Consider the following 22,095-nt stretch of genomic DNA (forward strand, 5'->3'; position numbering starts at 1 on the left):
AATAGTTGCCTGTGCATACGAGGTTTACCGAGCACTTATTCCGCACGCATGCCGTACTTCCCGTCACTCTCTCGGCCCGGAGGCCCCACTCAATGACGCACACGACGACCGACCAGCCCGCCCGGGGCGCGAGCGGGGCCGTGGTCCCGGTCCTCGCCTTCGCGGGCATCGTGGTCGCGGTGATGCAGACCCTGCTCGTTCCGGTCATCAAGGACCTCCCGCAACTGCTGGGCACCGAGCCCAGCAACGCCACCTGGGTCCTGACGTCGACGCTGCTGTCGGGCGCCGTGGCCACCCCGATCATGGGGCGCCTCGGCGACCTCTACGGCAAGCGGCGGATGCTGATCCTGAGCCTCGCCGTGATGGTGGTCGGCGCGCTGATCAGTGCGCTCACCAGCGACCTGCTCACGATGATCGTGGGCCGGACCCTCCAGGGCTTCGCCATGGGCGCGATCCCGCTGGGCATCGGCCTGATGCGCGACATGCTGCCGCGCGAGAAGCTCGCCTCGGCGATGGCCCTGATGAGCTCCTCGATCGGCGTCGGCGGCGGCCTCGCGCTGCCCGCCGCGGCCCTGGTCGCGCAGCACATGGACTGGCACGCCCTGTTCTACGGCGCCGCCGGCCTCGGCGTGCTCTCCATAGCCCTGACCCTCCTCGTCGTACCGGAATCCCCGATGCGCGCGGCGGGCTCCTTCGACGTGCCGGGTGCGATCGGCCTGTCGGCCGGTCTGGTGCTGCTTCTGCTGCCCATCACCAAGGGCAGCGACTGGGGCTGGTCGTCCGGCACCACGCTGGGCCTGTTCGCCGCCTCGGTGGCCGTCCTCCTCCTGTGGGGCGTCTACGAACTGCGCCACTCGGCCCCGCTGGTCGACCTGCGCACCACGGCCCGCCCGGCGGTGCTCTTCACCAACCTCGCCTCGATCATGGTCGGCGTCAGCTTCTACGTCGTCTCGCTGGTCCTGCCCCAGCTGCTGCAGCTCCCGAAGGCCACCGGCTACGGTCTCGGCCAGTCGATGGTCAGCGCCGGTCTGCTGGTCGCCCCGCTGGGCCTGACGATGATGTTCACGGCCCCCGTCTACGCGCGCCTCTCCGCCAAGTACGGCCCGAAGACCACCCTGATCCTCGGCATGCTGATCATCGGCATCGGCTACGGCGGCGGCATCGGCCTGATGAGCGCGGCCTGGCAGAGCCTGGTCATCGCGGTCGTCCTCGGCGCCGGCATCGGCCTCGCCTACTCCTCCCTCCCGGCGCTGATCGTCGGCGCGGTCCCGGCGTCGGAGACGGGCGCGGCGAACGGCCTCAACACCCTGATGCGGTCCATCGGCACGTCCGTGTCCAGCGCCGTCATCGGGATGGTGCTGGCCAACACGGCGAACCACGTGGGCGGCGTCGCCGTCCCGACCATGCACGGCTTCCGGGTCTCGTTCCTGATCGCCACCGGAGCGGTCGCGGTGGGCCTGGTCCTCGCCCTGCTGCTGCCGAAGCGGGACCGGCCGGCCGAGGCCGCCCAGCACACCCGGCTGCGGGCGAGCAGCGAGGAGGAGGCGGTGCTCGCGGACGCCGAGGAGGTGCTGCGGGGTTTCCGCGGCCGTGTCCTGGACGCGGCGGGTGTGCCGGTGGCCCGCGCCAAGGTGACCCTGATCGACCGGCGTGGGAGGCAGGCGGGGGCGACGGTGTCCGCCGAGGACGGTACGTACGCGATCGTGGTGCCGGCCGAGGGGGCGTACGTGCTGGCCGCGAAGGCCGCCGGACACGGCCCGCTGGCCTCGTCGGCGACCCACACCGGTGACGCCCGCGCGGTCGACCTGGACCTGGCGCTGCCTGGGGAGACGGTCAGCGCGTAGCACTCAGTGGGGGCGGCCGAGTACGACGCGGTCACCCCCCGCTTGCCGCGGGCGCCGCGCGCTCCGCTGCGCCGTCTGCCGGCTGCCGCGCCGTCGTCGCTGGGCGCGCAGTTCCCCGCGCCCCTTGCGGGGCGCTGCCGGACCCGGCGCCAGCCCGCGGCCGGTGGACCCCGTTGGCGCGGGACCCGGGACGTCAGCCGGCTGCCGCGCCGTCGTCGTCGCTGGGCGCGCAGTTCCCCGCGCGCCTTGCGGGGCGCTGCCGGGGCCGGCGTCAGCCCGTGGCCGTGGGCTCCGTTCGTCGTGGCTGGGCGCGCTGTTCCGGGCGCGCCTTGCGGGGCGTTGCCGGGGTCGGGGTCAGGCTGCGGCCGCGCGTTCGGCGGTCGGGCGTCTGCGGGTGGACTCGTCCGTGAGGGACGGGGGCTGCCAGACGCCGTCGGCGCGGTAGAGGTCGGTGCCGGGGGCCACGATGTCGTCGATGCGGTCGAGGACCGCGTCGTCGAGGAGCAGGTCGGCCCCCTTGAGCAGGGCGGTGAGCTGGTCCATGGTGCGCGGGCCGATGATCACCGACGTCACGGCCGGGTGTACCAGCGGAAACGCGACGGCCAGCTCCGGCAGGGTGCAGCCCACCTCCTCGCTGAGCGCGACGAGCCGCTCGACGGCCGCGTACTTCGCGGCGTTGCCGGGGGCGGCGGGGTCGAAGCGGTGCGGGGTGAGCCGGGCCCGCCCGGTGGTGAGGTCGACCGGCCGGCCCTCGCGGTGGGCGCCGGAGAGGAACCCGGAGGCGAGCGGCGACCAGGTCAGCACGCCCATGCCCAGGCGCCGCGCGGTGGGCAGCACGGCCCGTTCGACGCCGCGGGCGAGAATCGAGTACGGCGGCTGCTCGGTGCGCATCCGCATCAGCCCGCGCCGTTCCGCCACGTGGTGCGCCTCGACGAGGTCCTCGGCCGGGAACGTGGAGCAGCCGAACGCCCGGATCTTGCCCGCCGTCACCAGGTCGCCGAGGACGGACAGCGTCTCCTCGATGTCGGTGGTGTGGTCGGGACGGTGCACCTGGTAGAGGTCGATCCAGTCGGTGTCCAGCCGCCGCAGGCTGTCCTCGACGGCCCTGACGATCCAGCGCCGCGAGTTGCCGCTGCGGTTGCGGCCCTCCCCCAGCGGAAAGTGCACCTTCGTGGCGAGCACCACGTCGTCGCGCCTGCCCTTGAGCGCCTTGCCGACGATCACCTCGCACTCACCGGCCGAGTACATGTCGGCGGTGTCCACGAAGTTGATCCCGGCGTCGAGCGCCGCGTTGATGACCCGGGCGCCGTCCTCGTGGTCGGGGTTGCCGACGCCCCCGAACATCATCGTGCCGAGGCAGTGGGTGCTGACCTCGATGCCGGTCTTGCCGAGGACGCGATAGCGCATGTCGGAACTCCGTTGCAGGTGGGGCGGGTTGGCCGCGCCAGTGTAGGAGTTGGAGTGCACTTGAGAGCCAGCCCCCGCGGCCGGCCCGGGCGGCGCACCCCCCGGGCGGCCGGCCGGCGGAGCGGGTGCGGCAGCATGGACGCCCGGACAGCCGTACGACTGAATGAGGGAGAGGACGCCCATGACCGCGGCAGCCCCCAAGCCCGAGATCCTGGCCGCGTTCGAGGCGGCGAAGGGGTTCATGCCCGTCGGCGAGGGACTCGCGCTGTACGCGGCCGCCGTCGAGGCGGGGCGGCTCGGCCTGCCGTTGCTGGAAGTCGGCACGTACTGCGGGCGCTCGACGATCCTGCTCGCCGACGCGGCCCGCGCGGCCGGGGTCACCGCGGTCACCGTCGACCACCATCGGGGCAGCGAGGAGCAGCAGCCGGGCTGGGACTACCACGACCCGGAGACGGTCGACCCGGAGCTCGGCCTGATGGACACGCTGCCCACCTTCCGGCGCACCCTGCACCGGGCCGGCCTGGAGGAGCACGTCGTCGCCGTGGTCGGCCGGTCCCCGCAGGTCGCCGCGTTGTGGACCTCGCCGCTCGGCTTCGTCTTCGTCGACGGCGGCCACACCGACGAGCACGCCACCGCCGACTACGAGGGCTGGGCCCCCCATGTGGCCCAAGGCGGCCTCCTTCTGATCCACGACGTCTTCCCGGACCCGAAGGACGAGTTCACCGGCCAGGCCCCTTACCGCGTCTACCTCCGCGCCCTGGAGTCGGGCGCCTTCACGGAGGTCTCGGCCCACGACTCGCTGCGCGTCCTGCGGCGAACGGGGGCAGGGATCTGACGGCGCGGTTAGAGTCGCAGACGTGTCGTACACAGGCCCGGAACTCGATCCCCCGCAGCAGCGCCGGTTCCGGCGGGCGCCGCTCGCCGTCGGTCTCGCCGCGCTGGTGCCCGGTGCACTGCTCGGCTGGGTGGTGTACGAGGGGGTGGGCAAGCCCGGCGGGAACTCCGGCGGGAGCGGCGACGGACAGGCGGGCGCGGTGGCGCCCAAGTCGGCGGCCGCGGCGGCGACCGACGACGCCAAGGTGCCCGGTGCGAGCCCGAGCCCGAGTGCGGCCCGCCCGCTGCAGGGCAAGGTCGTCGTCATCGACCCGGGGCACAACCCGGGGAACTTCCAGCACACGTCCGAGATCAACCAGAAGGTGAACATCGGGACGAACTGGAAGGAGTGCGACACGACGGGCACCTCCACCAACGACGGGTACAGCGAGGCCCGCTTCACCCTCGACGTCGCGCACCGGCTGCGCACCCTGCTGGAGCGGCAGGGCGCCACGGTGAAGCTGACCCACGACGGGGACCGGCCGGCCTGGGGGCCGTGCGTGACCAAGCGGGCGGAGATCGGCAACGACGCGCACGCCGACGCGGCCATCTCCGTCCACGCCGACGGAGCACCCGAGGGCGACCGCGGCTTCCACGTCATCCTCCCGGCCTCCGTGCACTCCGGCGCCGCCGACACCCGCCCGATCGTCGACTCCTCGCGCACCCTCGGCGAGCGCATCGAGAGCGACTTCGCCAAGGTCACGGGCAGCGCGCCGTCCAACTACGTGGGCGGCGGCACCGGTCTCGACGTGCGCCAGGACCTCGGCGGTCTCAATCTGTCAACGGTTCCCAAGGTGTTCATCGAGTGCGGCAACATGCGCGACAGCAAGGACGCGGCGTTGCTGACGAGCGGGGCGTGGCGGCAGAAGGCGGCGCAGGGGATGTCTGAGGGAATCGTGAGTTTCCTGCGGGGGTAGGCATCGGCGGGCCGGTCCGGGCGGACACCCTGATCGTTCGGGCGATAGTGTCGTCCCTGCGATTCCTACAATCGATTCCTACGATGAGGGGCACACCCTCGCGACGCCTCCTCCGCCGACGAGACGACCCACGAAGGACCTGAAGTGAATATCCGCTCCCTCACTAGAGGCGACGGCGCGGTGATCGGAGCAGCGGTGTTGCTGTTCGTCGCGTCGTTCCTCGACACGTTCGACAAGTCCGGCCCGAACGCCTGGGACAACCTCGGCCTCGTGATGAGCATGTACGTCGGCGGCATCGCCGGCGCGGTCCTGATCGTCCTCGCCCGCGCGCTGCCGCAGCCGTTCAAGTTCGCCGGTCTCGACCTGGGCCAGATCGGCGTCGGCCTCACGGTGTTCTCCCTGTGGACCGCGTTCTGGTCGACCATCGACCCGCTGGGCGCGTTCTCCGACCAGCTGGGCGGCGCCGACGTCGGCGCGGGTTCCGGTCTGATCCTCGGTCTGATCGCGGCACTGGTCCTGGCCGCGGCCGCGATCGCCACCCCGCTGGTCCCGGCGCTCCAGGCGGCCCTGATCCCGGCCCCCAAGCCGCAGGCCCCGCAGCCCTACGGCGCCCAGCCCCCCGGCGGCTACGGCTACCCGGGCGCCGGCGCCCCGCAGCCCGGTCAGCCCTACGGCGCGCAGCCGCAGCCGCAGCCCGGTCAGCCCTACGGCCAGCAGCAGCCGGCCGCCGCGCCGCAGGCGCCGGCCCCCGACTTCTCGCCGTTCTGGTTCGCCGTGCCGGTGCCGCGGCCGCTGTTCGCGGAGGACGGCTCGACCGCACCGATCGCCGAACTCGCTCCCGGCACCTGGTACTTGGCGGTGGAGCAGCGCGGTGCCGCGCTGGTCGCGCAGACCCAGGACGGCCGCCGCGGCGTGCTCCAGGACACCTCCGGGATCCAGCGCGGCTGAACAGCCCCGCACCTGCGGCCCCTTGCCCTTCCGGGTGAGGGGCCGTTGTCGTACAGTCGCCCGGCGATTGTCTGACGTGACGTCAGGAGGCGGCCATGAGGCTCGGGTTGGCACTCGGTTACTGGGGGCGTGGGCCCTCTTCCGACCATGTGCCGCTGGCGCGGGAGGCGGAGCGACTCGGGTACGACTCGGTGTGGACGGCCGAGTCCTGGGGCTCGGACGCCTTCACCCCGCTCACCTGGATCGCCGCGCAGACGTCGACGATCAAGCTGGGTACGGCCGTTGCCCAGATGGCGGCCCGGTCGCCGGCCACCACCGCGATGCACGCGCTGACCCTGGACCACCTGTCCGGGGGCCGGGTGCTGCTCGGGCTCGGGCTGTCCGGGCCGCAGGTCGTCGAGGGCTGGTACGGCCGCCCGTTCCCGAAGTCACCGCTGACCGCGACCCGGGAGTACGTGGACGTCGTACGGCAGGTGCTGCGCCGGGAGGGACCGGTGACGGTGGACGGGCGCTTCCACCCGCTCCCGTACCGGGGGCCGGACGCCACCGGTCTCGGCAAGCCGCTCAAGCCCATCACCCACCCGCTCCGGGCCGGCCTGCCGGTCCTGCTCGGGGCCGAGGGGCCGCGGAACGTCGCCCAGACGATCCGGATCGCCGACGGCTGGCTGCCGCTGTACTGGGCGCCGAGCCGCCCCGAGGTGTACGGCCCGGCGGTCGCCGACCTCCCGGAGGGCTTCCTCGTCGCCCCCATGGCCCAGGTCAGGGTCTGCGACGACGTGGCGGCGGGGCTCCTCCCCGTCAAGGCCATGCTCGGCTTCTACATCGGCGGCATGGGCCACGCCGCCCGCAACTTCCACGCCGACCTCATGGCCCGCATGGGGTACGAGGAGGAGGCGCGGCGGATCCAGGAGCTGTTCCTGGCCGGGCGGCGCGAAGAGGCCGTGCTGGCGGTGCCGGACGCGTTCGCCGACGAGATCTCCCTGATCGGTCCCCGCGAACGCATCGCCGAGCGGCTGGAGTTGTGGCGCAAGGGCCCGGTGACCGACCTGTTGGCCGTGTCCCCCGACCCGCACACCCTGCGGGTGCTGGCCGAGCTCAACTCCTAGCCGCCCGACGGCGGTCGTGGTCGTCAGTGGGTGAGCTGGGACGTCTTGGGCACCTGGTTGGTGACCGGGGCGCCGGCGCTCTTGCCCGCGTCCTTGACGTTGTTGATGACGTCCTGGAACGAACTCGCCGCGTCCCCGTCGCCCTTGCGGAGCTTGGACGGCAGGTCCTTCAGGCCGTCGATCGCGGCGGTCAGCGGGGCGAGGGCCTTGGCGAGCAGCGGGTCGCCCTGGGCGTTGCGCTGGGCGGCCTTGAGCCGGTTGTAGGCGAAGGTGCCGGCCAGGGCCGCCTTGACCAGGGTGAAGGTGCGGCCGTGGGCGCCCTTCTTGAACTTCCCGGCCTTCCACGGTTTGACGATCCACTGGTAGGTCGCGCCCGCGGCGAGACCCGCGTTGGCGACGAACCGGGTCTTGGCGAACTTCTGCTTCTGCGCGGACGTGCTCGGACTGGGCGTGGCGGCCACCGCGGCCGCCGCTACGCCGGTGTCGACGGACCTGCTCCGGGTGCCGGTGGCGCAGGCGGTGACACCGGCGACCAGGGCACAGCAGAGGGTGAGCGTGACGACGAGGCGCCGTATCGGTACGGGCACGGGATCCTCCCGTGTGTCTCGGTGTCCTCCCCGAGCGGGTTGCTTCCTCCGGCAGCCTCACCCAGATGGCCGCACCTCGCCACTCGGGACGGACACGGTACAGGTTTCAAGGACCGTTCAGCGGCAAGCCGCAGGGTATGTCCTCTGAACGCGGTGCCAATCAGGCCGGTAGGGTCGTCGCGCTCGTCGCCGACGTCATGGCCCTCATCCTGGGCCTCTGGATCCTGATGTACCTGTTGGACGCGAACCGGGCGAACAGCCTGGTCCAGTTCGTCCACGACGCGGCCGACTGGCTCGCCGGCTGGTCGCACGACCTGTTCACCTTCGACGAGGCGTGGGCGAGGGTGGTGGCGGGGTACGGCCTGGCAGCGGTCGTCTACCTGTTCATCGGTCACGCGATAGCGAATCGCATGCACCGCCACTGAAGAGCCCCGGCCCGGACCCGCGCCCCTGACAGGGGCGCGGGTCACTGCGCGAGAGAGGACGGGCCCGCCCCCGCGGTACCACGGCTCCCCCTGCCCCGCTAGGCGCAGCAGTCCACCTCGAGCCCGGACGGAAGCTCCGCGCCCCCGAAGACGGCACAGGTGGCGTCATGCCCCCCGAGCGCGGCCACGGCGAGCAGCAACGACCCCGCCGTCCACGTCGTCAGCTCCCGCGGCCACACCGCGTCGTCCTCGAAGACGTACCCGGTCCAGTACAGCCCCGACCCGGCGTCCCGCAGGTGCTGGATGGACTGCAGGATCTCCAGCGCCCGGTCGGACTCCCCCACCGCCCACAGCGCCAGCGCCAGCTCGGCCGACTCACCGCCCGTCACCCACGGATTGGGGACGACGCACCGCACCCCGAACCCGGGCACGACGAAGCGCTCCCAGTCCTTCTCGATCCGCGCGCCCGCCTCCGCGCCCGTCAACGCCCCGCCGAGGACCGGGTAGTACCAGTCCATCGAGTACCGGTCCTTGTCCAGGAACCGCTCCGGGTGCCGCCGTATCGCGTGCCGCAGCGCGCCCACCGCCAACTCCCAGTCGGGCTGCGGCTCCTCCCGTTGCTCGGCGATGGCGAGCGCGCAGCGCAGCGCGTGGTGGACGGAGGAACTCCCGGTCAGCAGCGCCTCGTCGGTGGGCGTGCCGTCGTCCTCGCGGCGCCAGCCGATCTGGCCGCCCGGTTGCTGCAGCCGCAGCACCCACTCGACGGCCGCGTGGACGGCGGGCCACATCCGGTCCAGGAACGTGTCGTCGCCGGTGGAGAGGTAGTGGTGCCAGACGCCGACGGCGATGTACGCGACGAAGTTGGACTCGCGGGCGCGGTCGGTGACGTCGTCGTGCGCGCCGTCGGCGTAGGCGGCGTACCAGGAGCCGTCCTCGTTCTGGTGCCGGGCCAGCCAGCGGTACGCCCGCTCGGCCGCCGCGTGCTCCCCGGCCGCGTCCAGCGCCATCGCGGCCTCGGTGTGGTCCCAGGGGTCGAGGTGGTGTCCCCGGAACCACGGGATCGCGCCGTCCTCCCGCTGCACGGCGAGGATGCCGCGGACGGTCGCGGCGGCCTGCTCGGCGGTGAGGACCCCGGGCAGGACGAGGTGTTCTGTCCGGGGGGTGGTCACTTGGCGGCCACCCCGGTCTTCCCGGTCTTCCCCGCCTCGCCGGACACCGGGGGCAGGTGCGGCTTGGTGGCGTAGACGACGAAGCTCTTGCCCATGACGGGGTTCAGCGCCTGCTCGGCGACCCGCGTGGCCAGCGGCTTCTTCATGATGTCCCAGACCAGCAGCTTGTGGTACGCCCGCACCGGCAGCGCCTTGTCGTTGTCGACGCCGAACGCGCACTTGAGCCACCAGTACGGGGAGTGCAGGGCGTGCGCGTGGTGGCTGCCGTAGGGCCGCAACCCGGCTTCCCTGATCTTCCCGACCAGTTCGTCGCCCTTGTAGATGCGGATGTGGCCGCCCTCGACCTCGTGGTAGGCGTCGGAGAGCGCCCAGCAGACCTTCTCGGGGCCGTAGCGGGGCACGGTGACGGCGATCCGGCCGCCGGGCCTGAGCACCCGGACCATCTCCGCGAGCACCCCCTTGTCGTCGGGGATGTGCTCCATCACCTCGGAGATGATGACGACGTCGAAGGACTCGTCCGGGAAGGGCAGCGCGAGGGCGTCGCCCTCCATGGCGGTGGCGGTCGCGCCGGCCGGGGCCTCGCCCGCCTCCTTCATCGCCGCGAACCACTTGGCGACCTCGCGGATTTCCTCGGCGTTCTGGTCGAGGGCCACCACCTGCGCGCCCCGCCGGTAGCACTCGAAGGCGTGCCGGCCGGCCCCGCAGCCGAGGTCCAGGACGCGGTCGCCCGGCGCGAGCGGGAACCGGGAGAAGTCGACGGTCAGCACGTGGCCCTGCTTTCACTCTCGTGACGAACACCAGCTGAGGCCGCGTCGCGGCCGGGACTGCGGGGCGCGGCGGGGGCGACGGAGGCGGCGCCGGTACCGGCCGCGGCGCGGGCGATCGCCTCGCGGTAGCGGGCCACCGTGCCCTGAGCGGCGCGCGCCCAGGTGTAGTGCCGCAGCACGCGCTCGCGGCCGGCCGCGCCGAGCCGCAGCCGCAGTTCCGGGTCGCCGAGCAGCCGGCTCAGCGCGGCGGCCAGCGCGCCCGCGTCGCCCGGCGGTACCGCCAGGCAGGTCTCCCCGTCGCGCCCGGCGACCTCAGGAATCGCGCCGCCGGTCGTGGCGACCAGCGGGGTGCCGGTCGCCATGGCCTCGGCGGCGGGCAGCGAGAAGCCCTCGTAGAGCGAGGGCACGCAGGCGACCTCGGCGGAACGGACGAGGTCGACCAGTTCGGCGTCGGAGATGCCCTTCACGAACTCCACGGCACCGGCGAGGCCGTAACGTTCCATCGCCTGCGCGACGGGCCCCTCGGTGGGCCGCTTGCCGACGACGACGAGGTGGGCGGCGGGGTGCTCGGTCCGCACCTTGGCGAGGGCCTCCACGAGGTACACCAGCCCCTTGAGGGGCACGTCCGCGCTGGAGGTGGTGACGATCCGGCCGGGCACCTGGGGGACCGCGGGATTCGGCGCGAAGAGGTCGGTGTCGGCGCCGATGTGGACGACGTGGACGCGGTCCTCGCGGACACCGAGGTGGTCGACGATCTCCTGCCGGGAGGTGCCGGAGACGGTGAGCACGGAGGGCAGCCGGCGGGCGACCCGCTTCTGCATCCGGGTGAAGGCGTACCAGCGCCGTACGGAGTAGCGCCGTTTCCAGCCCTCGGCGGCGTCCAGCTCCAACTGCCGGTCGACGGTGATGGGGTGGTGGATGGTGGTGACCAGTGGGGCGCCGATGTCGCCCAGCAGGCCGTACCCCAGCGTCTGGTTGTCGTGGACGACGTCGAACTCCCCGGCGCGGGCGCGCAGATGGCGGCGGGCGCGCAGCGAGAAGGTCAGCGGTTCGGGGAAGCCTCCGGTCCACATGGTGGCCACTTCGAGGGCGTCGACCCAGTCCCGGTACTCGTCCCGCTTCGGCGTCCGGAAGGGGTCCGGGGAGCGGTACAGGTCGAGGCTGGGCAGCTCGGTGAGGGTGAGCCGGGGGTATCCCTCGTCCAGGACGGGGTACGGCTGCGACCCGATCACCTCGACCCGGTGCCCGAGCCGGGCCAGCTCGCGCGACAGGTGCCGTACGTAGACACCCTGCCCGCCGCAGAACGGGTTCCCTTTATAGGTGAGGAGCGCGATGTCGAGCGGTCGCTCGCCGTCGGCGGCGGGTTCCTCGTCGGCACCCGCCCGACTGGCCTCAGCGGTCACCCCGGGCCCCCTTCTCCCTGCACTTTCCCGCGAGATTACGCCGGGACGCTAATCTAGAACAAGTTTCAGACTTGATCGTTCAAGAGGCTCTGAATCTACCGGCAGGTAGGGGCGGAGTGAGCAGTGCATCGGGTGATTCGCGCCACGGCGGAACCCCTGCCATGCTGTCTGATCACTCGCCCTGAGCACTGCCCTCACCGACTGTCACGGACGGGACCCATGCCTGCGGAAGCCAAGGTGGACATCGGCGCCAGATCGGCCACCCCGCCGCTCACCGAGCGGCAGGAGGCCCGGCGCCGCCGGATCCTGCACGCGAGCGCCCAGCTGGCCAGCCGGGGCGGTTTCGACGCGGTGCAGATGCGGGAGGTGGCCGAGTCCTCCCAGGTGGCCCTGGGCACGCTCTACCGCTACTTCCCGTCCAAGGTGCACCTGCTGGTCGCGACGATGCAGGACCAGCTGGAGCACATGCACGGCACGCTGCGCAAGAAGCCGCCGGCGGGCGCGACGGCCTCCGAGCGGGTCGCCGAGACCCTGATGCGGGCCTTCCGGGCCCTGCAGCGGGAGCCGCACCTGGCCGACGCGATGGTCCGCGCCCTCACCTTCGCCGACCGCAGCGTCTCCCCCGAGGTGGACCAGGTCTCCCGGCAGACGACGGCGATCATCCTGGACGCGATGGGCCTGACCGACCCCACCCCGGCCCAGCTGTCCGCCGTCCGGGTGATCGAGCACACCTGGCACTCGGCACTGATCACCTGGCTCTCGGGCCGCGCCTCCATCGCGCAGGTGAAGATCGACATCGAGACGGTGTGCCGCCTGATCGACCTGACGGAGCCGGAGCCCCGGGCGGCGCGGTAGACATGCGAAGACCGCGGCAGGACATGCGAAGACCTACGAGACGGGTTCCCTTCGCCGGCATGGTCCGGATCAGGTCCTGGGGGTCGCCGTCCGGCCCGACTGCTGCTTTCCGGCCTCTCAGCCCGACCGTCGACGTCGGCACCGGCGGATGCTTCTGCATCTGCGTCACGCCTGAGTCGGCTACTCCGCTCGGACTCCCTCACTCGCCTCGTAGGCTGCTTCCAGCATAGAACGCCTGAAGCAGAAGAGAACCCCCAAAGATGGATTTTTTGGACTTTTCCTGATAGAGGTGCCCCCCACAGCCGGAAACCTCCTGGCGGGGCGCCGCCGCCCGACCGCAGAATCCCCCCATGGCACTCATCCACCACACCACCCTCAAGCCCACCAAGGTCGAGCTCCTCGCCGGCTGGCTCCCCACCCGCCCCTGGTACCACGGCCCCGCCGCACCGGAGTTGACGAGGGCCGGCGGATTCCGGCTGGACGACCCGGCGGGCGAGGTCGGGATCGAGTTCATGGTCGTCACGGACGGCCCGGCGGCCTGTCTCGTGCCGCTCACCTACCGCGGCGCGCCGCTGCCCGGCGCCGAGCACGCGCTCGTCGGCACCATGGAGCACGGGGTCCTCGGCACCCGCTGGGCCTACGACGGCTGCCACGACCCGGTCCTCACCGGCGCACTGCTCGCCCTGATCGAGGGCCGCGCCGAGGCCCAGGCGCAGAGCGTCACCGACACCCCCGACCGCGAGGTCGCCCGGTCCTACACCGGTGCGGGTCCCGTGCCCGCCCTCGGCGCCCCCGTCGACACCGACGAGAGCACCGAGTTCCCCGTACCGGACGGCGACGGCCTGGTGCTGCGGCTGCGGCGGGTGCTGACGGCCGGGGCGACGGCACCCGACGGCGCGGTCGGGCAGGTCACCGGCGCCTGGGACCGGCCGGACGGCTCCCGCGCCCGCGGCCTGTTCGCCGCTCTGGAAAGGCGCTAGTCCTCCGGCGGGAACACCGCCTCCCCGCTGTCCAGCAGGGTGATCGTGATCGCCTCCACCGGGCAGTTCTCCGCCGCGTCGAGGACCCTTCCGCTGGCGTCCGTCTCCGGGTCCACCGGGTGGGACTGCATGGCGGAGTCGAGGCGGAAGGCCCCGGTGGCGCGGTGGACGCACTGGGCCGAGCCGATGCAGATCGAACGGTCGACCTCGACGTGCCAGCGGTCACCCATGGCGGCCCCTCACCCCTCCCAGCCGGCCGGCAGGTGGATCATCTTGTGTTCGAGGAACTCGCCGTACCCCTCGGGCCCGAACTCCCGTCCCAGGCCGGAGTTCTTGTAGCCGCCGAAGGGGCCGAGCATGTCGAGGCTGAAGGTGTTCACGGAGTAGGTGCCGGTGCGGACCTGCCGCGCGATCTCGATGCCGTGTGCCACGTCCGCCGTCCAGACGCTGCCGCTCAGGCCGTACTCCGAGTCGTTCGCGATCTTCAGGGCCTCGGTCTCGTCGCCGTACGGGAGCAGGCAGATCACCGGGCCGAAGATCTCCTCCCGCGCGATCCGCATGGAGTTGTCGACGTCGCCGAAGAGGGTGGGCTCGACGTACCAGCCCCTGTCCAGACCGGCGGGACGGCCGCCGCCCGTGAGGATCTTCGCGCCCTCCTCCTGCCCGATGCGGATGTAGTCCAGGTTCCGCTGCTGCTGGCGGCGCGCGACCAGCGGGCCCACCTGGGTGGCCGGGTCCAGCGGGTCGCCGACCTTCAGGGCGCTCGCCGCGGCCGCGAAGGCGTCGGCGAACTCGTCGTAGCGCGAGCGCGGGACGAGGATGCGGGTCTGGGCGACGCAGGCCTGGCCGTTGTTCATCCAGGCCGCCGGGACGATGCCGGCGACGGCGGCGGCCACGTCCGCGTCCGGCAGCACGACGGCCGCCGACTTGCCGCCGAGTTCCAGGGTCACCCGGGTGAGGTTCTTCGCGGCGACCTCCATCACGCGCCGGCCGGCCGCGACCGAGCCGGTGAAGGAGACCTTGTCGACGCCCGGGTGGGACACCAGGTACTCGCTCACCTCGCGGTCCGCCGGGAGGATCGACAGCACGCCCTCCGGCAGCCCGGCCTCCTTCGTGATCTCGCCCAGGATGTACGCGTCCAGCGGTGACTCCGGGGACGGCTTCAGCACCACCGTGCAGCCGGTGAGCAGCGCGGGGGCGAGCTTCGCGGCGGCCACGAACTGGGGCACGTTCCACGGCACCACGGCCGCCACCACCCCGACCGGCTCCCGCCGCACCAGGATCCGCCCGAGCACCCCGTCGCGCGCGTGCTCGTACGTGAAGTCGCGCGCGACCCTGATCGCCGCGTCCCACACCATCATCGCGCCGAGCGCCTGCGCGAGGACGCTCCAGGAGTACGGCGAACCGTTCTCGGAGGAGATCACCCGGGCGATCTCCTCGTGCCGCACGGCGATCGCGTCCTTGATCCGGGTGACGACCTCGATCCGTTCCTCCAGCGTCATCCGCGGCCAGGGCCCCTCGTCGAACGCCCGCCGCGCCACCGCCACCGCCCGGTCCACGTCGGCCCGCGAGGCGTGCGGTACCCGCCCGAAGACCTCCTCGGTGTGCGGAGAGACCACCTCGATGACGTCCTTGCCCAGGGGGTCGGTCAACTCCCCGCCGATGAAGAGCTGTCCGTGTTCCAGGAACTCGGTCATGGCGCCCCGCCACCCTTCCTGACGATGTTTCAGAACTGATACCAGTTCTAGTTGAAGTAAGCCAGGGGCGCGCTAGCCGGGCGTCGTGGCGGGGTGGCCGGTCAGGTGGCGCCTGAGGAACTCCAGTTGGTGCCCCAGCAGCCGGGCGAACGTGTCGTCGGCCGGTGCGGCGTGCGTCATGCCGCTCAGCGGCAGCACCTCGTGCGGTTTCCCGGCGGCCAGCAGGGCGGCGGACAGCTGCAGGGTGCCGGCCACGAAGACGTTGTCGTCGGCCAGTCCGTGCACCAGCAGCAGCGGGCGGCTGAGCTTCGGGGCGTCGGCGAGCAGCGAGGACGACTCGTAGTGCTCCGGGTACCGGTCGGGCAGGCCGAGGAAGCGCTCCTTCCAGCAGGCGTCGTAGAGTCGCTGGTCGGTGAGCGGGGCGCCGGACACCGCGGCGTGGAAGACGTCGGGCCTGCGCAGCACCGCGGCGGCGGCCAGGATCCCGCCGAACGACCAGCCGCGGATGCCGACCCGGCCGAGGTCCAGCTCCGGACGGCGCGCGGCCGTCGCGCGCAGGGCGGTGACCTGGTCGTCGAGGGTGGGTCCGAGCAGGTCGCCGAAGATCTCCTTCTCCCAGCGCGGCCCGCGTCCGGGCGTACCGGCGCCGTCCGCCACCAGCACCGCGAAGCCCTGTTCGGCGAACCACTGGGAGACGAAGGCGTGCGAGGTCTGTTCGGCCAGCACCTTCTGCATGGCCGGGCCGCCGTAGGGGTCGAGCAGCACCGGCAGCGGGGCGTCGCCGGCCCGGTGCCAGGAGGGCAGGAAGAGGTGGGTGCGCAGTGCGCGCGGTCCCACGACGGCGGACTCGACGCGCAGGGACAGCAGCGGCCGCTGGGCGTGCGAGCGGATCTCGACGGGAGCGGGGCCGTCCGGCTCCGGGGCGCCGTCCCCGGCCGGCCGGTGCACGGTGGTGTGCGAGCCCGGCAGTTCGGGTGTGCGCGTGACGCGGACGAAGGTGCCGCCGCCGAACGCGCCGGAGTGCACCCCCGGCCGCTCCGTCAGCCGGTGCAGGCCTTGGCCCGGACGGTACCTCCACACATGGCGCTCGGTGGGTTCCACGGCCGCCGTGAAGAACACCGTCTCGCCGTCCACCGCGAGCACCTCGTGCAGTTGCAGGCCGTCCGGCGTGACCGGGGTGCCGTCGACGGTCAGATGCCGCGTCTCGTCGCGGTCGAGGTAGTCGACGAGCCGGCCGGTGTCCGTCCGCGCGGGCACCCCGGGCACCAGCAACTCCACCCAGCGCTCGTCGCGCCGCTCGGCCAGGAGGCCGGTCGAGCCGTCCGCCGGGTCGACGGCCAGCACCTGGCAGGTGCGCTGGTCGCGGCTGAGCACGACGGCGAACGGACCGTGCCGGTCCCAGCCGGCCGTGGGCAGGTACTCGAAGCCCGTCCGGTCCCAGCGGACCTCGGTGCGGTGGCCCGCCAGGTCGGCGATCCACAGTGTGACGTCGGCGTTGGCGGTGCCGACCCGCGGGTAGCGCATCGCGCGCGGCGGCCTGGCGGGGTCGGCCGGGTCGGCGAGGTACCAGAGCGCCACCTGGCGGTTGTCCACCCGGGTGGTCAGCAGCCGTTCCCCGTCCGGCGCCCACCAGTACGCCCGGTGGCGGTCCATCGACTCGCTCGCCACGTGTTCGGGCAGGCCGAAGAAGACGTCCGGGCCTTCCGCCGGTTCGGGCGCGGCCACCGTCCGGTCGCCGCCGCCGTCGGCGCCGATCACCCGGAGCGCCCCGCCGCAGACGTAGGCGACGTACCGGCCGTCCGGGGACGGCCGCGGGTCGACCACCGGTTGCCGGGCGGGCAGCCGCCGTACGGCGCCGGACTCCGTGTCCACCAGCCACAGCTGTCCGGAGAGCGCGAACGCGGCCGTCCGGGCCGCCGCGTCGGTGGCGTAGTCGGTGATCCCGGCGGCCTGCTGCCTGGCGCGCTCGCGCCGGACGCGTTCCTCCTCCGGCACCTCGTCGGCCGCGTCGCCGAGCAGTCCGGCGGCGTCGGCCAGCAGCCGCTCGGTGCCGGTCGCCGGGTCGAGCGTCCACAGGCACGTGACCGGGTCGTCCCCGGCCCGGCTCCGCAGGAACAGGACCCGGGCTCCGTCCGGCGCCACGGTGGGACGGGTGGGTGCGCCGAGGGTGAAGCGGCGGGTGCGGGCGAGCTGGCGCAGCAGCGGGGAGACCTCCGTGCCCGGCGCCGCGCCCTCGGCGGCGGGCCTCATGCGCCCGTCCGTCCGGCACTCCGGGCGTGGGCCTGCGCGGCCGGCCGCCACTCCGCGGCGAGGAGCCCGAGCAGCACCTCGTCCAGGAACTCGCCGAGCACCCAGGCCGAGGAGCGCAGCACGCCCTCGTGGACGAAGCCGTTGCGCTCGGCGGCGCGCAGCATCGCGGTGTTGTCGGCGAGGGTCTCGACCTGCAGTCGGTTCAGGCCGCGCACGGCGAAGCCGTAGTGGCACAGGACCGCGACCACGTCGGTGCCGTAGCCCTTGCCGCGGGCGGCGGGCAGCAGGCCCAGCCCGACGTGCGCGAGGCGGTTGTGGGTGTCGATGCCCCACAGCGCGGCGGTGCCGACCAGGGTGCCGCCCGCCAGCTCCACCACGGAGAACCTGACGCTGCCCTCGTCGTTGTCGTCCACCAGGAGCCGGGCGTCCTTCGAGCCGGGTGCGGCCGGCCGCCACGGGCGGCTCTCGGCCCGCGAGGAGTTGACCACGTCGTCGTAGAGCTCGGCCCGGAGCACCGGGATGTCCTCTTCGTACCGGGCCCTGAGCCCGACCGTGTCACCTCTGAGCATGTTCGTTTCTTATCCGGCCGGTGCGGCCGACGGCAATCCGATATGCGGTCGCACCGGGCCCGTACCGACTATCTGACGGATCATCAGCTCTGGTTATAGTGGGAAGCGGCCGTGGGGCCGGCGGGACCGGACGGGGGCGGAGGAAGGCTGATGGCGGACAGTCTGGGCGAGTCGGCGGGGGCGGCGCCGGAGGTGGCCGTACGGGATCTCGGCGGGGGCGTGCGGTCGGTCGCGGTGCCCATCCCGGACAATCCGCTCGGCCACACGCTGGTGTACGTGATGGACACCGACCGGGGGCCGGTGCTGGTCGACACCGGGTGGGACGACCCCGGGTCGTGGGACGTGCTGGCGGCGGGGCTGGAGGCGTGCGGTACGGGCGTCGGCGAGGTGCACGGGGTCGTCATCACGCACCACCATCCCGACCACCACGGGCTGTCGGGGCGGGTGCGCGAGGCCTCCGGGGCCTGGATCGCGATGCACGCGGCCGACGCGGCGATCGTGCGCCGGGCGCGGGAGACCCGGCCGGAGCGGTGGTTCACGTACATGGCGGCGAAGCTGACGGCCGCGGGGGCGCCGGACGAGCACGTGGCGCCGTTGCGCGCGGGACCCCGCCGTCGGAGCACCCCGCCCGGCCTGGCCCCCGCGCTTCCCGACCGGGAGATCCTCCCCGGCGAACTCCTCGACCTCCCGGGCCGCAGGCTGCGTGCCGTCTGGACACCGGGACACACGCCCGGCCACGTCTGCCTGCACCTGGAGGAGGAGCACCCGGCCCGGCTGCCCGGCCACGGACGCCTGTTCTCCGGCGACCACCTCCTCCCGGAGATCACCCCGCACATCGGCCTCTACGAGGACCCCGACGACGCGACCGTCACCGACCCCCTCGGCGACTACCTCGACTCCCTGGAGCGCGTCGGCCGCCTCGCCCCCGCCGAGATCCTCCCGGCCCACCAGCACACCTTCACCGACGCACCGGGACGGGTCCACGAACTCCTGGCCCACCACGAGGAACGCCTCTCCGGCCTGCTCACCCTCCTCCGGCAGCCGCTCACACCGTGGCAGCTGGCGGTGCGCATGGAGTGGAACCGGCCGTGGGACCAGATCCCCTACGGATCGCGGAACATCGCCGTCTCGGAGGCCGAGGCACACCTGCGCCGCCTGGTGAAGCTGGGCCGCGCGGAGGCGGTACCGGGGAGCGAGCCGGTGACCTACGTGGCGGTCCGGCCGATCCGGCTCAGTTGACCGCGCCCCCGGCCGTGATGAGCATCTCCGCGAGGTCGGCGAGGGTGGCGAGCTGGCGGGGGTTCATCTGGGGGGCGCGGGCCGCGAGGCGGACCAGGCCGTTCTCGCGGAGGCTGGAGAGCGGGTCGGCCTGGGCCTGCAGGCCCTGCAGCACCGGCTGGAGCGCCTCGTACAGCGCCTCGGGCTCGTCGGCGGTGAAGAAGCCGGGCGGGAGGCCGAAGAACCGCCGCAGCCGGTCGGTGTGTTCGAGGCTCGGCAGCCCGCTCTTGCGCCACTCGCTGAGCCACTGCCTGCTGGTGCCGGCGATCGCCGCGAGCTCGCCCAGCGAGTACCGCTTGCCGTCCGGCCTGCGCCGGTTCTCACGGATGAAGTCGAGCCGCTGGCGGACCCGTTCGGCGAGCCCCGCCTCGGGTGCGGCGCCGCCCGCGAGGAGTTCGGCGACCACCCCGACGGGGATGCCGGTGCGGTACGACAGGTCGGCCACGTCCAGGACCTCGCAGAGCCGTCCGGGACGTCCGGTCAGTTCCCCGAGCCGTTCCAGTACGCCGGTCAGCGGGGCACGGGCGTCACTCACCAAGGTCCCCCTGCGCGCGCGTGATCGGCCGGCCGGCCGAACGGGCCGGGCAGACGCGAGGCTACCGAATCACCGGTACCGCCCACCAGACATGACAAGTACCACTGCGCAAGTAGGCAGTAATTGTTGACATATGACGGTCTGACAGGAAAGGATCACGTCACCAGGCCACGGTCGAACCGACCCGCCCCGGGTGTCGCCTATGGGGGAGCGGCAGCCAGGGCGACCAGCCGCCCCGCCTCCTCCCCGGAAGGTGAGGCGAACCGATGCCGCAGCCCGTCCTGCTCCTCGGCGCCGGACGCCGCTGCGCGTACGACGAGTTCGTGCTGGCGCGTGTCGCCGCGGCCCGGCCGGTGCTGCTGGTGGACGCCGCGCCGCCCGCCTGGGCACAGCCGTGCCTGGCCGGTCGGCTCGCGGCGGACCCCGGCAAAGGCGGCGCAACGGCGTCGGCGGTGGTGCGGTTCGCGGCCCGGCACAGAGTCCGCGGCGTGCTGACCTTCTCGGGCGAGTACGCGGTCGCCGCCGCGAGGATCGCCGGGCAGTTGGGGCTGCCCGGCCCCTCCCTCACCGCGGCCGAAGCCTGTAGCGACCCGCCCGCACTGCGCGCCCTGCTGGCCGCCCACACCGTTCCCACCGGCGGTCCCGACGACCCCGGCACGCCCCGCGTCTCGGCCGAGGCGGTCGTCCTCGACGGCGAGATCCGCATCGCCGCCATCACCCGTACGGCCCTGGGTCCGGCGCCCGCCCGGCAGCCGCTCCGGCACACCGTGCACGCCCACGACGGCCTCCTGCACAACCGTTTCCTGCGCCTGGCCGTCGACCGCACCGTGCACGCCCTCGGTGTCGACCGGGGCGTCCTGCACATCGGCCTCACCCTCACCGACCGCGGCCCCCGGGTCACCGACGTCGCCCCGCATCTCCCGGGCGACCTGATCCCGCTCCTCGTCCGACGGGCCACCGGCGTCGACCTGGCCCGGGCCGCGGCCGCCCTCGCCACCGGCGAGACGCCCGACACCACACCCACCCGGCAGCGGACGGCCGCGATCCAGTTCGCGTACCCGGCCGTCACCGGCCGCCTCGACCACCTGGACCTCTCCCCCGACGCCGCCGGCGAGCCCGGCGCCGACCGCATGCTCCTCCTCCAGCACACCGGCAACCCCGTCACCGCGGGCCCGCACGCCACCGCCGCCGACCGGCTGGCCCTCTGGGTGGCGGTGGGCGAGACCCCGGACGCCTGCGAGGACGCGCTGCGCCGCATGGCCCGCCACCTCTCGGCGGGCATCGCGCCGCTCGCGGACGCGGCCTGAGCGCGCTTGAGGACGTGCCGCGCCGTGCGGTCCGTCGGCTACGGCGCCGTCGTGGCCGAGCGCGCCGTTCCTCCCCCAGCCTTCGGCCGGGGGTACCCCCAGCGCCCCCTTCGGGGCGCCGCCACGTTCCCAAAAGGCGCTGGATCAGCGGGCGCGTTCCGGCCTACGGTGCGGCCATGAGCGATCACACCGAAGCGCCCGTCGTGCCCGTCGAGGCCTACGAACCCCCTTACTACGTGGCCGTCTTCACCTCGGTGCGGACCGAGGACCAGAGCGGCTACGGCGAGACCAACGCACGCATGGAGGACCTGGTGAAGGACATCCCCGGGTACCTGGGGATGGACCACGCGCAGACCCCCGGCGGGCTGGGCATCACCGTCGGGTACTTCCGCGACGCCGACGCGCTCACGCGGTGGCGGACCGACGCCGAGCACCGGGCGGCGCAGCGGCGCGGGCGGGCCGAGTGGTACGAGAGTTACACCCTGCACGTGGCGAAGGTGGAACGGAGCCACGGTTTCACACGGGGGCAGTCCGCGGCGGCGGAAGGCTAGCGGACCGGAAGGCCAGAAGCCGATCGACCGTACCAACCGGCCCGCCGCGTCGAGCACTTCGACTCCCGCTCGGCTCATCGCCGGATTGACCGCGCGCGGGCGCAGGGCCGCCGCCGGGCCCGTCCCGCCCGTCAGCAGCGCCGCCGGCAGGGTCGGGCCGGAGAGCCGCGCCATGACCGGTTCGGTACGGGACCCGGTCGGCCGCGCCCGGGGTGCCGGACACCCGCGCCCCCCCGTACCCACGCCCGCACCGCGCCCTCGGCGGCCGCGCCCCCAGCCGTCCCGGTCCCGGCGCAGCACCCACGCCTGGTCGATCTCGTACACGTCGGCGGAACGCCCCACCCCGAGCGGTCTCCCCGTCATGGCACGACCCCGACGAGACGGTCCCCGCACAGCCCCCTCTCAGCTTCCCCGGGGCGGCCGGTAAAGTAGCCGGGTCGTCATCACCCGTACGGGGGGAAGCCGGTGCAATTCCGGCGCTGACCCGCAACCGTGAGCCACCTGCCATGGCAAGCCGGACCGCCGCGCCCGGGACGTTGATCGGCTCACGTGCGCCGACGCCCGTCGTCGCACGGCACCGTCGAGGTTTACGGAGCCGAGCCGCCGGGGTCTCCCGCGCTGCCCGGC

At 73.2% G+C, this 22,095-nt stretch carries 21 protein-coding genes and 1 riboswitch; of the genes, 11 read left to right on the forward strand and 10 right to left on the reverse strand.

The annotated features are described in order from the left end of the window. Positions 1-92: 92 nt before the first annotated feature. Positions 93-1,844, forward strand: a complete 1,752-nt coding sequence (locus tag AB0472_RS00530; RefSeq protein ID WP_366352076.1) for an MFS transporter — start codon at positions 93-95, stop codon at positions 1,842-1,844. Between the two features lie 354 nt (positions 1,845-2,198). On the opposite strand, the gene AB0472_RS00535 is transcribed toward AB0472_RS00530, so the two are convergent. Beyond that, positions 2,199-3,251: an aldo/keto reductase gene (locus AB0472_RS00535; RefSeq protein WP_366352078.1), complete on the reverse strand. Its 1,053-nt coding sequence runs from the start codon at positions 3,249-3,251 to the stop codon at positions 2,199-2,201. A 181-nt stretch (positions 3,252-3,432) separates the two neighbouring features. Here AB0472_RS00535 and AB0472_RS00540 point away from each other — a divergent pair, with 181 nt between their 5' ends. From AB0472_RS00540 to AB0472_RS00555, 4 genes are all read left to right on the forward strand, one after another. Beyond that, positions 3,433-4,086, forward strand: coding sequence for a class I SAM-dependent methyltransferase (locus tag AB0472_RS00540; RefSeq protein WP_366352080.1), 654 nt, complete (start codon positions 3,433-3,435; stop codon positions 4,084-4,086). A gap of 22 nt (positions 4,087-4,108) precedes the next feature. Continuing rightward, positions 4,109-5,041, forward strand: a complete 933-nt coding sequence (locus AB0472_RS00545) for an N-acetylmuramoyl-L-alanine amidase (RefSeq protein ID WP_366352082.1) — start codon at positions 4,109-4,111, stop codon at positions 5,039-5,041. A 144-nt stretch (positions 5,042-5,185) separates the two neighbouring features. Beyond that, positions 5,186-5,989: a hypothetical protein gene (locus AB0472_RS00550; RefSeq protein WP_366352084.1), complete on the forward strand. Its 804-nt coding sequence runs from the start codon at positions 5,186-5,188 to the stop codon at positions 5,987-5,989. A 95-nt stretch (positions 5,990-6,084) separates the two neighbouring features. After that, positions 6,085-7,095, forward strand: a complete 1,011-nt coding sequence (locus AB0472_RS00555; RefSeq protein WP_366352085.1) for an LLM class F420-dependent oxidoreductase — start codon at positions 6,085-6,087, stop codon at positions 7,093-7,095. Between the two features lie 23 nt (positions 7,096-7,118). Here the strand turns inward: AB0472_RS00555 and AB0472_RS00560 are convergent, their stop codons facing one another. Next, entirely contained in the window at positions 7,119-7,682 is a 564-nt protein-coding gene (locus AB0472_RS00560; RefSeq protein ID WP_366352087.1) for a hypothetical protein, read from the reverse strand. Between the two features lie 137 nt (positions 7,683-7,819). Here AB0472_RS00560 and AB0472_RS00565 point away from each other — a divergent pair, with 137 nt between their 5' ends. Then, a complete protein-coding gene (locus AB0472_RS00565) occupies positions 7,820-8,107 on the forward strand; it encodes a hypothetical protein (protein WP_366352089.1) in 288 nt (95 codons plus the stop codon). A gap of 98 nt (positions 8,108-8,205) precedes the next feature. On the opposite strand, the gene AB0472_RS00570 is transcribed toward AB0472_RS00565, so the two are convergent. The 3 genes from AB0472_RS00570 to AB0472_RS00580 are packed head-to-tail and all read right to left on the reverse strand — an operon-like array spanning position 8,206 to position 11,446. Continuing rightward, the gene (locus tag AB0472_RS00570; RefSeq protein WP_366352091.1) at positions 8,206-9,276 is read right to left on the reverse strand and encodes a prenyltransferase/squalene oxidase repeat-containing protein; all 1,071 of its coding nucleotides are present in this window, start codon (positions 9,274-9,276) and stop codon (positions 8,206-8,208) included. Then, positions 9,273-10,043 carry a class I SAM-dependent methyltransferase gene (locus AB0472_RS00575; protein WP_366352093.1) on the reverse strand — a complete coding sequence of 257 codons (771 nt, stop codon included), beginning with the start codon at positions 10,041-10,043 and terminating at the stop codon, positions 9,273-9,275. The genes AB0472_RS00570 and AB0472_RS00575 overlap by 4 nt, the downstream gene beginning before the upstream one ends. Beyond that, complete coding sequence (locus AB0472_RS00580) at positions 10,037-11,446, reverse strand: glycosyltransferase family 4 protein (protein WP_366352095.1); 1,410 nt, start codon at positions 11,444-11,446, stop codon at positions 10,037-10,039. The genes AB0472_RS00575 and AB0472_RS00580 overlap by 7 nt, the downstream gene beginning before the upstream one ends. A gap of 219 nt (positions 11,447-11,665) precedes the next feature. Here AB0472_RS00580 and AB0472_RS00585 point away from each other — a divergent pair, with 219 nt between their 5' ends. Beyond that, entirely contained in the window at positions 11,666-12,301 is a 636-nt protein-coding gene (locus tag AB0472_RS00585) for a TetR family transcriptional regulator (protein ID WP_366352097.1), read from the forward strand. A 350-nt stretch (positions 12,302-12,651) separates the two neighbouring features. Continuing rightward, the gene (locus tag AB0472_RS00590) at positions 12,652-13,281 is read left to right on the forward strand and encodes a 1,4-alpha-glucan branching protein (protein ID WP_366352099.1); all 630 of its coding nucleotides are present in this window, start codon (positions 12,652-12,654) and stop codon (positions 13,279-13,281) included. Here AB0472_RS00590 and AB0472_RS00595 read toward each other — a convergent pair. From AB0472_RS00595 to AB0472_RS00610, 4 genes are all read right to left on the reverse strand, one after another. Further along, positions 13,278-13,511 carry a ferredoxin gene (locus AB0472_RS00595; RefSeq protein WP_366352101.1) on the reverse strand — a complete coding sequence of 78 codons (234 nt, stop codon included), beginning with the start codon at positions 13,509-13,511 and terminating at the stop codon, positions 13,278-13,280. The two genes, AB0472_RS00590 and AB0472_RS00595, sit on opposite strands and share 4 nt — an antisense overlap. Before the next feature lie 9 nt (positions 13,512-13,520). Further along, a complete protein-coding gene (locus tag AB0472_RS00600; RefSeq protein ID WP_366352103.1) occupies positions 13,521-14,978 on the reverse strand; it encodes an aldehyde dehydrogenase in 1,458 nt (485 codons plus the stop codon). 72 nt (positions 14,979-15,050) lie between these two features. After that, positions 15,051-17,228, reverse strand: coding sequence for a prolyl oligopeptidase family serine peptidase (locus AB0472_RS00605; RefSeq protein ID WP_366352105.1), 2,178 nt, complete (start codon positions 17,226-17,228; stop codon positions 15,051-15,053). Next, positions 17,225-17,797: a GNAT family protein gene (locus tag AB0472_RS00610; protein WP_366352106.1), complete on the reverse strand. Its 573-nt coding sequence runs from the start codon at positions 17,795-17,797 to the stop codon at positions 17,225-17,227. Before AB0472_RS00610 ends, AB0472_RS00605 begins: the two co-directional genes overlap by 4 nt. 150 nt (positions 17,798-17,947) lie before the next feature. Between AB0472_RS00610 and AB0472_RS00615 the strand changes: the two genes are divergently transcribed. Beyond that, positions 17,948-19,036, forward strand: coding sequence for an MBL fold metallo-hydrolase (locus AB0472_RS00615; protein WP_366352107.1), 1,089 nt, complete (start codon positions 17,948-17,950; stop codon positions 19,034-19,036). On the opposite strand, the gene AB0472_RS00620 is transcribed toward AB0472_RS00615, so the two are convergent. Next, entirely contained in the window at positions 19,029-19,610 is a 582-nt protein-coding gene (locus tag AB0472_RS00620) for an XRE family transcriptional regulator (protein ID WP_366352109.1), read from the reverse strand. The genes AB0472_RS00615 and AB0472_RS00620 overlap by 8 nt on opposite strands. Before the next feature lie 266 nt (positions 19,611-19,876). On the opposite strand from AB0472_RS00620, the gene AB0472_RS00625 reads away from it, so the two are divergent. Next, positions 19,877-20,917 carry a hypothetical protein gene (locus AB0472_RS00625; RefSeq protein ID WP_366352110.1) on the forward strand — a complete coding sequence of 347 codons (1,041 nt, stop codon included), beginning with the start codon at positions 19,877-19,879 and terminating at the stop codon, positions 20,915-20,917. Positions 20,918-21,093: 176 nt separating this feature from the next. Next, the gene (locus tag AB0472_RS00630) at positions 21,094-21,468 is read left to right on the forward strand and encodes an antibiotic biosynthesis monooxygenase (RefSeq protein ID WP_366352112.1); all 375 of its coding nucleotides are present in this window, start codon (positions 21,094-21,096) and stop codon (positions 21,466-21,468) included. 417 nt (positions 21,469-21,885) lie between these two features. Next, positions 21,886-22,015, forward strand: a riboswitch (cobalamin riboswitch). Positions 22,016-22,095: the final 80 nt, after the last annotated feature.

Origin of the sequence: Streptomyces sp. NPDC086777 (genome assembly GCF_040702065.1) — a bacterium.
Taxonomy (GTDB): Bacteria; Actinomycetota; Actinomycetes; order Streptomycetales; family Streptomycetaceae; genus Streptomyces.

Bases quoted from the DNA above. Each gene is read 5' to 3' on its own strand.
- AB0472_RS00530 (WP_366352076.1), top strand. From the start codon at position 93: ATGACGCACACGACGACCGACCAGCCCGCCCGGGGCGCGAGCGGGGCC.
- AB0472_RS00535 (WP_366352078.1), bottom strand. From the start codon at position 3,251: ATGCGCTATCGCGTCCTCGGCAAGACCGGCATCGAGGTCAGCACCCAC.
- AB0472_RS00540 (WP_366352080.1), top strand. From the start codon at position 3,433: ATGACCGCGGCAGCCCCCAAGCCCGAGATCCTGGCCGCGTTCGAGGCG.
- AB0472_RS00555 (WP_366352085.1), top strand. From the start codon at position 6,085: ATGAGGCTCGGGTTGGCACTCGGTTACTGGGGGCGTGGGCCCTCTTCC.
- AB0472_RS00565 (WP_366352089.1), top strand. From the start codon at position 7,820: ATGTCCTCTGAACGCGGTGCCAATCAGGCCGGTAGGGTCGTCGCGCTC.
- AB0472_RS00585 (WP_366352097.1), top strand. From the start codon at position 11,666: ATGCCTGCGGAAGCCAAGGTGGACATCGGCGCCAGATCGGCCACCCCG.
- AB0472_RS00590 (WP_366352099.1), top strand. From the start codon at position 12,652: ATGGCACTCATCCACCACACCACCCTCAAGCCCACCAAGGTCGAGCTC.
- AB0472_RS00595 (WP_366352101.1), bottom strand. From the start codon at position 13,511: ATGGGTGACCGCTGGCACGTCGAGGTCGACCGTTCGATCTGCATCGGC.
- AB0472_RS00600 (WP_366352103.1), bottom strand. From the start codon at position 14,978: ATGACCGAGTTCCTGGAACACGGACAGCTCTTCATCGGCGGGGAGTTG.
- AB0472_RS00605 (WP_366352105.1), bottom strand. From the start codon at position 17,228: ATGAGGCCCGCCGCCGAGGGCGCGGCGCCGGGCACGGAGGTCTCCCCG.
- AB0472_RS00610 (WP_366352106.1), bottom strand. From the start codon at position 17,797: ATGCTCAGAGGTGACACGGTCGGGCTCAGGGCCCGGTACGAAGAGGAC.
- AB0472_RS00615 (WP_366352107.1), top strand. From the start codon at position 17,948: ATGGCGGACAGTCTGGGCGAGTCGGCGGGGGCGGCGCCGGAGGTGGCC.
- AB0472_RS00625 (WP_366352110.1), top strand. From the start codon at position 19,877: ATGCCGCAGCCCGTCCTGCTCCTCGGCGCCGGACGCCGCTGCGCGTAC.
- AB0472_RS00630 (WP_366352112.1), top strand. From the start codon at position 21,094: ATGAGCGATCACACCGAAGCGCCCGTCGTGCCCGTCGAGGCCTACGAA.